11 protein-coding genes are annotated in these 11,946 nt (G+C 38.7%); 7 read left to right on the top strand and 4 right to left on the bottom strand.

The features are described 5' to 3' along the window. The first annotated feature begins 155 nt into the window (after positions 1 to 155). Positions 156 to 761, top strand: coding sequence for a GyrI-like domain-containing protein (locus HMPREF2876_RS04980; protein WP_070584407.1), 606 nt, complete (start codon positions 156 to 158; stop codon positions 759 to 761). Between the two features lie 43 nt (positions 762 to 804). Here HMPREF2876_RS04980 and HMPREF2876_RS04975 read toward each other — a convergent pair whose 3' ends face one another. Beyond that, positions 805 to 3,084, bottom strand: coding sequence for an ATP-dependent Clp protease ATP-binding subunit (locus tag HMPREF2876_RS04975; protein ID WP_070241924.1), 2,280 nt, complete (start codon positions 3,082 to 3,084; stop codon positions 805 to 807). A gap of 238 nt (positions 3,085 to 3,322) precedes the next feature. Here HMPREF2876_RS04975 and HMPREF2876_RS04970 point away from each other — a divergent pair, with 238 nt between their 5' ends. The 5 genes from HMPREF2876_RS04970 (at position 3,323) to HMPREF2876_RS04955 (ending at position 7,095) form a co-directional block, all read left to right on the top strand. Further along, positions 3,323 to 3,553: a DUF1797 family protein gene (locus HMPREF2876_RS04970; RefSeq protein ID WP_024052846.1), complete on the top strand. Its 231-nt coding sequence runs from the start codon at positions 3,323 to 3,325 to the stop codon at positions 3,551 to 3,553. A 165-nt stretch (positions 3,554 to 3,718) separates the two neighbouring features. Beyond that, positions 3,719 to 4,195 carry a FeoA family protein gene (locus HMPREF2876_RS04965; RefSeq protein ID WP_024052845.1) on the top strand — a complete coding sequence of 159 codons (477 nt, stop codon included), beginning with the start codon at positions 3,719 to 3,721 and terminating at the stop codon, positions 4,193 to 4,195. Continuing rightward, positions 4,192 to 6,336 (top strand): ferrous iron transport protein B, encoded by a 2,145-nt coding sequence (gene feoB, locus HMPREF2876_RS04960; protein ID WP_070584404.1) that lies wholly within the window; start codon positions 4,192 to 4,194, stop codon positions 6,334 to 6,336. The genes HMPREF2876_RS04965 and feoB overlap by 4 nt, the downstream gene beginning before the upstream one ends. An 8-nt stretch (positions 6,337 to 6,344) precedes the next feature. Further along, entirely contained in the window at positions 6,345 to 6,479 is a 135-nt protein-coding gene (locus tag HMPREF2876_RS10175; RefSeq protein ID WP_003023693.1) for a FeoB-associated Cys-rich membrane protein, read from the top strand. A 73-nt stretch (positions 6,480 to 6,552) separates the two neighbouring features. Next, positions 6,553 to 7,095, top strand: a complete 543-nt coding sequence (locus tag HMPREF2876_RS04955; RefSeq protein ID WP_024052843.1) for a ClbS/DfsB family four-helix bundle protein — start codon at positions 6,553 to 6,555, stop codon at positions 7,093 to 7,095. Positions 7,096 to 7,414: 319 nt separating this feature from the next. On the opposite strand, the gene HMPREF2876_RS04950 is transcribed toward HMPREF2876_RS04955, so the two are convergent. The 3 genes from HMPREF2876_RS04950 to HMPREF2876_RS04940 are packed head-to-tail and all read right to left on the bottom strand — an operon-like array spanning position 7,415 to position 10,778. Continuing rightward, positions 7,415 to 8,803: an ABC transporter permease gene (locus tag HMPREF2876_RS04950; protein WP_070584402.1), complete on the bottom strand. Its 1,389-nt coding sequence runs from the start codon at positions 8,801 to 8,803 to the stop codon at positions 7,415 to 7,417. Positions 8,804 to 8,826: 23 nt separating this feature from the next. Then, positions 8,827 to 9,474 carry an ABC transporter ATP-binding protein gene (locus tag HMPREF2876_RS04945; protein ID WP_003030192.1) on the bottom strand — a complete coding sequence of 216 codons (648 nt, stop codon included), beginning with the start codon at positions 9,472 to 9,474 and terminating at the stop codon, positions 8,827 to 8,829. A gap of 11 nt (positions 9,475 to 9,485) precedes the next feature. Further along, positions 9,486 to 10,778 carry an ABC transporter permease gene (locus tag HMPREF2876_RS04940; RefSeq protein ID WP_070584400.1) on the bottom strand — a complete coding sequence of 431 codons (1,293 nt, stop codon included), beginning with the start codon at positions 10,776 to 10,778 and terminating at the stop codon, positions 9,486 to 9,488. Positions 10,779 to 11,045: 267 nt separating this feature from the next. Here HMPREF2876_RS04940 and HMPREF2876_RS04935 point away from each other — a divergent pair, with 267 nt between their 5' ends. Next, positions 11,046 to 11,900 (top strand): bifunctional methylenetetrahydrofolate dehydrogenase/methenyltetrahydrofolate cyclohydrolase, encoded by an 855-nt coding sequence (locus HMPREF2876_RS04935; RefSeq protein ID WP_024052840.1) that lies wholly within the window; start codon positions 11,046 to 11,048, stop codon positions 11,898 to 11,900. Positions 11,901 to 11,946 lie beyond the last annotated feature (46 nt).

The following is an 11,946-nucleotide window of genomic DNA, read 5'->3' as shown; positions in this document are numbered from 1 at the left end:
GTAAACGTTGCACTTTTTATTGCAATTTATCATTATAAAATATGGGAAAACAGAAGAAAAATCTTCAAACAAATTTTACTTTTATATAAAAGTTGACACCAGGCGACAAGTTTCTTCTGTTATACTCATGATAGAAAAATGAAAGGAGCAAACAAATGAAATATGAATGGAGAAAATTAGATAAAAAACTTTATCAAGGTCCAAAAACTCCTGTGGTCATTGAACACCCTGTGCAGTCATTTATCATGTTAAATAGTCAAGGAAATCCAAATAAAGCTGACTTTTCAGAAAGGGTTTCTGCTCTTTATTCCCTCGCTTATGCGATTAAAATGGAGTATAAAAAAACTGCTCATCATCAAGAATTTACTGATTTTACCGTTTACCCTTTGGAAGGGAGTTGGCAGCAAACAGAAGCAGAGACTTTGGTAAAAGACGACTTGGTTTATACGATTATGATTGCTCAGCCAGAGTTTATTACAAATGAAATAGTTGAAACAGCTCTCGAAAAAGTAAAAGTGAAAAAGCCAAATCCATTTTATAATGAGATTCGCTTTGAACGAATAAGCGAAGGAAGCAGCGTTGCCATGCTTCATGTAGGACCATTGGACGATGAACCACAAACCTTCGCGAAAATGGATGCTTTCTGTCAAGAAAATGGGTTAAAACGCTGCACAGCATATCATCGTGAAATTTATTTGAACAATAAAAATCGCACCGCTCCAGAGAAACTAAAGACAATTTTGAGATATAGTGTTCAGTAACTAAAAAATCACTCCCTAGATTTCTAAGGAGTGACTTTCATGTTTAATTAGCATTGTTATCTGCTGGTTTTTGGATTTCTTTGTCGGCTTCATTTTCAGCTTTTTTAGCCGATTTGATGACAATTTTACCGTTGCTTGTCATGACAGCCTTGAGTTCTTTTTCACTTGGGTGTTCAAGGTAGTAGTCAGTAATGGCGTCTTCGATGTGATCTTGGATTGTCCGACGCAGAGGACGAGCTCCCATTTTCGGATCGTAACCCAAGTCAACTAATTTTTCCTTGACTTTGTCTGTCACGTCTAGGTGAATGTCATTTGTTGCAAGTCGTTCATTGACATCTTTTAGCATCAAGTCTACGATTTTTAGGAGATTTTCCTTATCAAGGGACTTAAATTCGATAATACCGTCAAAGCGGTTCATAAATTCTGGACTGAAGAAGTTGCCTAATTCACCGAGAACAGAGTTAGTCCGTCCTTCGCGTGTTGCTCCAAAACCAACATTTGCTTCAACTTTGCCAGTACCGGCGTTTGAAGTCATGATGATAATTGTATCTTTAAAGCTAACTGTGCGCCCTTGTCCGTCTGTCAGACGTCCATCGTCAAGAACTTGCAGGAACATGTGCATGACATCTGGGTGCGCTTTTTCTACTTCGTCAAGCAGAATGAGAGAATAAGGATTGCGGCGTACGCGTTCTGTCAATTGTCCGGCTTCTTCGTAGCCAACATAGCCTGGAGGTGCTCCAACGAGTTTGGCTACGCTGTGTTTTTCCATATATTCACTCATATCAAAGCGAATCATGCTGTCAGCTGAGCCAAAGAGCTCAATCGCTAATTGTTTAGAAAGTTCTGTTTTACCGACACCGGTTGGTCCGACAAAGAGGAAGGATCCAATTGGTCGATTAGGAGAGCCAAGTCCGACACGATTACGGCGAATAGCTTTTGCAATTTTATCAACGGCATCATCTTGACCGATGACATGAGCTTTCAAATCATCAGCCAGACTAATTAATTGCGATTGTTCCTTTTCTTTTAAGTCACCAACTGGGATATTTGTTTTTTGCTCAATGATATGCTCAATCGTTTTTTCACTGATGATAGGTGTATCTTGGTCTGCCATTTTATTTTGCTGCATTTCTTTGTATTTGGCAATTTGGTCACGGAAATAAGCAGCTTTTTCAAAATCTTCATCACGAGTAGCTTGTGCCTTGAGGTTTTCAGCTTCTACCAAGCGTTGATCAATAACTTTGGGATCAACAAAATTAAGTGTCAAATTCATCTTTGAACCTGCTTCGTCTAGCAAGTCAATGGCCTTATCGGGCAAGAAGCGATCTTGGATATAACGATTGGACAAGACAGCCGCCGCTTCAATAGCATCATCTGTGTATTTAACGTGATGATAGTCTTCGTATTTTTTTTGAATGCCTTTTAGAATAGTAATGGTTTCTTCAATCGTTGGTTCATCCACTTTTACTGGCTGCATCCGGCGTTCCAGTGCTGCATCTTTTTCGATAATGCGATACTCATTGAGAGTTGTGGCACCGACTAATTGGAGTTCACCGCGAGCAAGTGCTGGTTTTAGGATATTTCCAGCATCCATATTTCCATCGCCAGCAGAACCAGCTCCAACAATTTCGTGAATTTCATCAATGAATAATATAACATCTTGTCGAGAGCGAATTTCGTTCATGAGTTTTTGCATTCGCTCTTCAAATTGACCACGGATTCCAGTCCCTTGAACCAAACTAACGACATCTAAACGAATGACTTCTTTGCCTTGGAGTTTATGTGGAACATCTCCATCTACAATTTTCTGAGCTAAGCCTTCGACAACTGCTGTTTTACCGACACCAGGCTCTCCGATGAGGACTGGATTGTTCTTTGTTCGACGGTTGAGAATTTCAATGACGCGGACGATTTCCTCATCACGACCGATGACAGGGTCAATTTCACCGCGCCGAGCAAATTCGGTTACATTGATACCAAATTCTTCTAGGAGGCCTTTAGGCTGTTGCGGAGCTTGCTGGCGTGCACTCCCACCTTGATTGGAACCGTAACCTCCATTGCCGTAACCACCTCCAGATTGAGTCGGAGGGGTTTGTGGTTCTTGATGATTTTGAAAATTCCCTAGATTGTTAAAGAAATCATCAAAAGGGTCTAAGTTGTTTTGATTATTCATATTGGTCATTCCACGAAACAAGGCATTGTTTGGGTCTGTTTTCATGATTTGATAACAATTTTGACAGAGGTCAACTTGGTGTTGTTTTCCATTCACATTCGTGTAAAGATGAATGGTAGATTCATTTATTTTACAATTTTGACAAAGCATGTGCTACCTCTTTCTTTTAAAATTTGTTTGAATAATACCAATTGGTCAATAATAGTCAAATTTCTTAGTTTTATTATAGCAGTATTCTAAAACATTGCAAGAATAAAGTGTTAAAAGACAGATTTTTGTACTGAAGCGTTTTATTTTGTGTTAAATTTATCAAAAACAGGGCTTTTACTGGTATTTCATCTTTCATTTGTGGTAAAATAGTAACGTATAAATGAATAGGAGAAGGAAAATGGAATCACATTTAGTAAGAATTATCAATCGTTTAGATGCTATGACAAAAGATGGCGGCAATTTGAAACGCAATTTTGAGCGTGACGGAGTTGTTGTAGCAGAAGTAGCTTATAGCTATGACGAAGAAAATGGCTCAGTATTCACTCTTCGTGATGTAGCAGCGCATGAAACTTATACATTTGACAGTATTGATTTGATTGCTATGGAAATTTATGAGTTGTTGTATTAATTTGCTAGTCTCTAATAAGATATCCTCTAGGCACCTGCTTAGGGGGTATTTATTTTGCAATAATTTTTATTTATCTACCTTAGAATTGTCAGAAATTCTTAGAAAAAAGTGGTATACTAATAGTGATAGCAAGCATATTTCTTGACAAACAGAAAAGGAGATAGTATGGATTTATCTCGGATAACATTATTAACAGAATATGAAATTGTCGGAATCGATCTAGAGGAAGCAAGTGTCCGTCATTTAGCTGATCTAGGGATTAAGATAGGCAGTTTTATTCAAGTCATTTCAAAAACAAACGACACAGCTATTCTCTTAGTTCGAGCTGCGAGGATTGCCTTGGATAATTCTATTTTGAAAAAGCTGGATGTTGTGCCAAAGGGCAGTAGCAAATCTTCTCTTCCTTTATCTGAGTTGGCTGTTGGAGATGTGGCATACATCGAAGCAATTCATGCAGATGGTGTTTTAAAACGACGGTTGATGGATATGGGTTTGACGAAAAACACAAAAGTTCAGTTGCAGAAAGTCGCACCATTAGGTGATCCATTAGAAATTAAGTTGAGAGGTTACGATTTGACGTTGAGAAAGTCAGAAGCGAGTCTGGTTAGTGTTGTGAAAAGCGAAAAGGGAGCAAAAGGATGAAAGAATTAGCGCTTGCGGGAAATCCGAATAGTGGAAAGACCAGTTTATTTAACATTCTAACCGGTAGTAGCCAGCATGTGGGAAATTGGCCTGGTGTCACTGTCGAGAAGAAAAGTGGTCTGTTTCGTAAAAATAAAGATATTATTATTCAAGATCTACCGGGAATTTACTCGTTGTCGCCTTATACTTCTGAAGAAGTGATTAGTAGAAATTATCTTTTAAGCGGTAATGCAGACGGGATTTTGGATGTAGTTGACGCAACCAATTTGGAACGAAATCTATACTTGAGCTTGCAATTGATTGAGACGGGGATTCCGGTTGTGCTGGCTTTAAATATGAGCGATGTCGTTGAAAAGCAAGGAAAATGGATTGATACGACTAAATTAAGCTACCAGCTAGGAGTGCCGGTCGTAGCGACCAGTGCTTTGAAAAAGACAGGGATTGACCAAGTCATGCAGCAGGCCATGCGAGTGATGAATCAGGTAGAAGAGGCTTTCTATCCAGCTTACGACAATCATTTTGAAGCGGCTTTGTCAGAAATCATCCGTATTTTGGGGAATGCAGTGCCTCAAAAACAAGCTCGTTTTTATGCCATTAAGCTTTTTGAACGCGATAAAGAATTATCTGAACAGCTGGCATTGTCTGATTTTCAAAAAACAGAGATTGAAGATGCGATTCGGATTACGGAAGAAATCTACACTGAAGACGCAGAAACCATTGTTGTTAATGCGCGCTATGAGTTTATTGAGTCAGCAGTCAAAATGGCGCTGCAAGCCGATGTTACTAAATTAAGTTTGTCAGATAAGATTGACCGTATTGTGACCAATCGTTATTTAGCTTTACCAATCTTTGCGCTTGTTATGTGGTTGGTGTATTTCCTCTCTATTCAAACGATTGGAACGATGGGAACGGATTGGACAAACGATGTTCTCTTTGGAGAATGGATTCCAAATGGTGTTAAATCATTGCTAGAGCAATTAGCTGTAGCTGACTGGCTTCAATCTTTAATCATTGATGGGATTATCGCAGGCTGCGGAGCTGTGCTAGGCTTTGTGCCTCAGATTTTTGTCTTGTTTATCTGCTTGGGCTTCTTGGAAGACATCGGCTATATGAGCCGGATTGCCTTTGTGATGGATCGAATCTTTCGGCGGTTTGGTTTATCTGGAAAATCCTTTATCCCCATGTTGATTTCGACGGGGTGTGGCGTTCCTGGTGTCATGGCGAGTAGAACCATTGAAAATGAACGTGACCGTAGAATTACCATTATGACAACAACCTTTATGCCTTGTTCTGCCAAGTTGCCGATTATTTCCTTGATTGCGGGAGCTTTCTTCCCCGGCAATCCTTGGATTGCACCAAGTGCTTATTTTGTCGGAATGGGAGCCATTGTCTTATCAGGAATTGCTCTGAAAAAGACAGCAATCCTCGGTGGCGCTGTCGCGCCCTTTATCATGGAGTTGCCGAGTTACCACCTGCCACAAGTCAAAACGGTTTTGCGCTATGCTGGTCAAAAGGCTTTGAGCTTCATTAAGCGTGCTGGAACGATTATCTTTGTGACCAATATTTTCATTTGGTTTGCTAGTTCCTATAACTTTAGCTTACAGGCGGTCGAAACAGAAGATAGTATTCTAGCCACCTTAGGAAAAGGATTAGCTTGGATCTTTAGCCCTCTTGGCTTTGGCAATTGGCGAGCAACGGTTGCGGCTATTACGGGATTGTTGGCTAAGGAAACGGTGATTTCTACTTTTGGAATCTTGTATAAAGTGACAGACGCGACAGAGACCACCAAAGAGTTGTGGACCAATCTCCAACAGCATTATACGGCACTTTCCGCTTACTCATTCCTTGTCTTTAATCTACTCTGCGCTCCTTGTTTTGCAGCGATTGGTGCGATTCATCGGGAAATGGGAAATGCTAAATGGACGTGGATTGCTATTTCATTTCAAACCCTACTGGCTTATAATGTCAGCCTTGTGATTTACCAATTTGGTCAAGTTTTGCTGTACGGAAAAGGAATATCTCCAGTGACTGTCTTTGCTCTGCTCGTTGTGGCAGCGGGTCTCTATTTCATCTTTAGAAAACCGCGCAAAGAAACAGTAGAGGTTATCACTTTAGATAGTCTGACACGTCAAACAGTATAGGAGAAATTATGTCCACGATTATTGTATTTATCATCATTTTAGTTTTAGCAGGTGCAGCTATGCACCATATCATCAAAGGAAAAGGACGCTGTGGCGATTGCGACTGCCAATGTGAAATCAAAGAAAAAATGAGACAAAAATAAAGAGAAAACTAAAAATATGACAGAGGTTGTCAGGTTATTTGTTGTATGATTTATTAAAAAAGGAGAACACAACATGGTAAGACCTACTAGCAAGACTGAGTTGATCAGTGCAGCGACGCAGCAATATGCAAAGCTGCAGTCATTGATTTCCCAATTAACAGAAGAAGAGTTAAAGACTCCATTTGATTTTTCAAAAGATGAAAAAAAGAAAGAGGCGCATTGGAAGAGGGATAAAAACCTCAGAGATGTTCTCATTCATCTTTATGAGTGGCAACAATTGCTTTTGGATTGGGTGCATTCCAATCAAAATGGTGTCGAAAAATCGTTTTTGCCAGCAGCTTATAATTGGAGAAGTTATGGTGAGATGAATGTGGCATTTTGGCAAAAACATCAACAGACACCGCTAGAAAAAGCAATCAAGTTGCTTCATCAATCACAGGAAAAAGTGCTAACCATGGCTGAAACCTTTACAAATGAAGAGCTGTTTTCAAAGGGCATCTATAAATGGGTTGGTGGGAGTACCCTTGGCTCCTACTTTGTCAGCTGCACATCGAGTCACTACGACTGGGCCATGAAGAAGCTGAAAGCACATCAAAAGAACTGTAAAAATCAGTAAACAATCAGTATGGTTGGGAGCAAAAAAGAGGGCAACAATAGGCAAGTGAGCCACATCCAATGTGCTTCATTTCGTCCGCCGGGCTGACGGAGAAAACCAAAAGTAGTTTATCTCGTCCACCGGGTCGACGTGGTAAACTAAAAGTTATTTATCTTTTCGACTGGGTCGACAGAGCCAATCCAAAGCGGTTCATTTTATCGACCAAGTCGACAAAGCGAACCTCACGTCATTTCATCCGAGAGTCAGTCTAGCTGTTTATAAAATAAATCGGTCCGTCAACTTAGCTGACGGACCGATTTTGTCTGAACTCATTGATATCTTATTTGCTGTTATCTCCCATTAGTAAGTCTTTTGGTTGCTTACTAAGGAGCGTGATTGAAGCAATGAGGACGGAAACGATGATAATGGCAAGTCCAAAGATGACCACCTTGGTCATATCATCAGGAGATACATGTACATTGAGGCTAGTGAGGGTCTTGTTAAAGTCATCCACTTCAGCCCCGCCTCCAAGATTGGCGCTCTTACCTTCTCGAGCTAGTTTTTCAGCAATACCACTGGTAACTTGTTTTAAAATGCTATTTCCCATCACCTTGCTGACAGCACTACCTGCAAAGTAAGCACCAATGAAGCTAAATATACTTACAAAGAGAACTTCTGTGATAAATTGGAAGAAAATCTTTGTTTTGCTAATTCCCATTGAAAGCATGATTCCCATTTCTTTTCTACGACCATTGATCCATAAGAACAAGACTAGCGTAAGAACAATCGCTCCAAAGATTAGAGTTCCGATTAAGAGGTTTCCAGTAACGCCGTAAATACCGTTAATAGAAGATTGAAGTGCTGGGAAGTTGCTTGTGCTCTTAACAAGGGTGTAGGCTTCCCAATCAATAGATGATATTTCTTTTACTTTCGCCATCACTTTATCAATATCTTGGCTACCATTTACAAAGAAAGTAGCATCTTGATAAATAGCGTTTTTATCTGTTGAACCTTGTAAAGTTTTAGTCGTTTCTAAGTCTGTGATAAAGGTATTTTCATACAATTCTTGAGGACTAGAAACGCCTCCTTTATTTTTCCCGTCAAAAATTCCGATAACTGTCACTTTAGTCGTTTTATTAGCTTTGCGAACGTTATCATAGTCATAAGTATTCGATTTTATATTAATCGTATCGCCGACTTTAAGTTTGTTCTTTTCTGCAAAATCTTTATGAATTAAAGCAACATTTTTGTCATTTTTGTTGATATGTCTACCTTCAACTAGTTTGAAGGTTTCTGCGGTAAATTTATCATCTTTAGATGAATCGTTGATACCTGTTGCCATAATGGCACGGCCGAATTTTTGTTTTCTATCTTCGCTTTCAAAGTCGGTTTCTCCAGATTCAACCAATTGGTGATCAATTAAGTCAGCGATAACATTCATTCGTTTGATGTAGCCAGAGATACCTTTAACTTTTTCCACAGCTTCGATATCTTCGCCTTTAAGATTTCCTGCTCCGCGAGGGGTACCTTGGTTCACTTCGCGGTTAATCTGCATTGAGAAACTGCTAGTGATATTTTTGAAAGTCTCTTTTGAAGCAGCGTCTGTTGCATTTTTAACAGCAATACTGCCAAGTGTTAAAGTAGAGATGGCTAACAGGATTAAAAAGATAATCAGTGTTTTTATTTTTTTGCGCCATACATAGGCAAGGGCGTTCTTTATCGTTAACATATAATTTCTTCTCCTTGGAGCTCTTATTTATAATTCTTAGTGACTTCGACTAAGTTCTTATTGCTTAACTCTAAGACGACGTCCGCTTTATTAGCTAACTCTTTGCTGTGTGTCACCACAATCACACATTTATTTTTTTGTTTAGCTGATTTAATTAGGACTTCAATGATGTCCATGGCAGTACCTTCATCTAAGTTCCCAGTTGGTTCATCTGCTAAGATAATTGGTGCTGTAGATGCAAGAGCGCGTGCAATAGCAACCCGTTGCTGCTGGCCACCTGATAATCGTAATACGTTACGATGGATTTCTTTTTCGTTGAGTCCAAGTTGTAACAAGCTATCTTTATTTGCTTGAGAATTCACGAGTCGAACATTCTCCATCGGAGTTAAGTAATCGATTAAATTATAATTTTGGAAAACCAGGGAGATTTGTTTCCGTCTGTGATGGTTATAGCCTTTTTGAGCGATGTCTTGATCTTCAAAGAGGATTTTTCCTTTTGTAGGAGTATCAAGTCCTGCAAGAAGGGAAAGCAAGGTTGATTTTCCTGCACCAGATTTCCCTATAATAGCATAAAATTTTCCTTCTTCAAATGAAGCTGTGATCTGATTCAATACATTTTCTTGTAGGCTATTGTATTGGTAACTAACTGAATCCATTTTTAAAATTGTCATGTTTTGTCTCCTTAACTTATATCGGTTAAAATATCTTTTGGTTTTTTATGTAGGATAATAGAAGATGAACCTACTACTGCAAGTAAAATAATGATGAGCAGTATTCCATAAGTCATCAGAATAGTAGAGGTATGTAAGTGCGGAACGATATTTTCAAAAATAGCGGATGAGCTATCTTGTTGTTGACCGCCTTTTATAAACCCTTTGAATACCATAGTGGAAATATAAGAGCAACTAATAGAAGCTAGTGCCGTACTAAATACTGATATGATAACCAGTTCCAGTATGAATTGAGAGATAATCATCGCTTTTGAAATACCGAGAGATAATAGTACTCCGATTTCATAAATCCTTTCTCTCAACCAGAACATGAGAATCAAGGAAAGAACGCTGATACTTCCAATAATGATACTGAAAGTTAAAACATTAATAATCTGTTTGAAACTGGTAACAGAAGAAGAAACTGCTTCAAAAGCTTTAGAGTTTTTAACAAGATCAGTTTGCTTCCAATCAATTTTTGACTTTTTGACTGTATTGATGATTTTATCAATTTGATTTGGATTTGATACGAAATAAACGGCTGCAGATAATTTATAATCAGCTGGTTTGTAGCCTTGTAAGTATTGGCTCGATTCATAGTCCATATAGACAGTATTTTCTGTCGCATCTGAGCTTAAACCGGTTTGTTTCTCTTCTTTTTTTCCGGAGAAGATACCAGCAATTTCAAACTCTACTTCATGGAGTTGTTTAGCATCCTCATCCTTTAAGGAGGCTCCCTTTAGTTTTAGTTTATCTCCAACTTTTAAATGGTTCTTTTTAGCTAATTTTTCATGGATGAGAATCTTAGATTTATCGTCTTTACGAATTGGCTTTCCTTGTTCAAGCTTGAAAACACCACTTGCAAAGGTTGTTTCTAGAGTAGAATCACTTGTTCCTAATGCTGCGACTAGGTTGTTGAGGACAGGGTTTTGATTGTCTCTTGTGACACCTTGTTTTTTCTTGACAACAGTTTTATCTGTCAAACTTGCTAAAGCATCGTATTTGAAGTTGAATTTTGAAATTTCTTTATTCTCAAGTAATTTTTCTGCTGTTTTTAGTGAAAGTGGTCGTTCAAGTGTTTTGCTAGTTATTGTAAAGCCAGTATTTGATGCGTCATAGATTTTCTTTTCGATATTATTAGTCGTTCCCATAATAGAAAAGCTACTAGTTAAGGCAGTTGAAATGAGAGTAAGTATCAGAAATACAAGAAGAGTTTTAACTTTTTTTCGACTGATGTAATGCAAAGATCGTTTCACTACTTGCATTGTCTTCTTCCCTTCTTTAAATTTTTAAACTAAATTGGTACCGTGTTCTATGTTAAAGCAGTTACCTTAAAATAGTTTTAAGGTTTAAGATAATTTTAAGTTTTTTGGCTCCTTTTTTTCTGTTTTTTGTGTAAATTTTCATAAAATAGTAGAAAAAGGTGGAAAGACAAGGTTGGTTTCGCTCTATAACTTTCTATAAAAAAGTCTATAGGACAAATGAATGAATTTCTGCTATAATAGAATGAAGAAAATAGAAATGAGAGTTATATGGCAAAGATAATCGACGGAAAAGCTTTGGCAGAAAAATTACAAGCACAATTAGCAGAGAAAGTTCGTAAATTAAAAGACCAAACAGGCTTAGTTCCTGGACTTGTAGTCATCTTGGTCGGCAATAACCCAGCTAGTCAAATCTATGTGAGAAATAAAGAACGGTCAGCTTTGGCTGCAGGACTTCGAAGCGAAGTGGTGCGTCTGCCAGAAACAACTAGTCAAGAAGAATTGCTTGCTTTGATAGACCAATACAATCAAGATTCAGCTTGGCACGGGATTTTAGTTCAGTTGCCACTGCCAAAGCATATTGATGAAGAGGCAGTGTTGTTAGCAATTGACCCTGATAAAGATGTGGACGGCTTTCACCCAATGAATATGGGACGCCTTTGGAGTGGTCATCCTGTCATGATTCCCTCCACACCTGCTGGAATTATGGAAATGTTTCATGAGTACGGTGTAGAATTAGAAGGTAAACGTGCTGTTGTCATTGGACGGAGTAACATTGTCGGAAAGCCCATGGCACAGCTTTTACTTGCTAAAAATGCAACAGTAACTCTGACGCATTCACGGACACATCACTTGTCAGAGATTACAAAAGAAGCTGATATTTTAGTTGTAGCTATTGGTCGCGGACATTTTGTGACTAAAGATTTTGTCAAAGAAGGCGCGGTCGTGATTGATGTAGGTATGAATCGTGATGAAAATGGTAAATTGATTGGCGATGTGAAATTTGATGAAGTATCTGAAACCGCAAGTCTCATTACTCCTGTACCAAGAGGGGTTGGTCCGATGACCATTACCATGCTCATGGAGCAAACCTATCGAGCGTGTAAACGGAGTTTGAAAAAATAAGAATGTCATGGGAGTGGGACAGACAACAGCCATGATTATACTACAA

It is taken from the genome of Streptococcus sp. HMSC073A12 (genome assembly GCF_001812815.1).
Classification (GTDB): Bacteria; Bacillota; Bacilli; order Lactobacillales; family Streptococcaceae; genus Streptococcus; species Streptococcus vaginalis.
The sequence above is the reverse complement of the archived record's forward strand: the minus strand, read 5'-3'. Positions and strand labels throughout refer to the sequence as shown.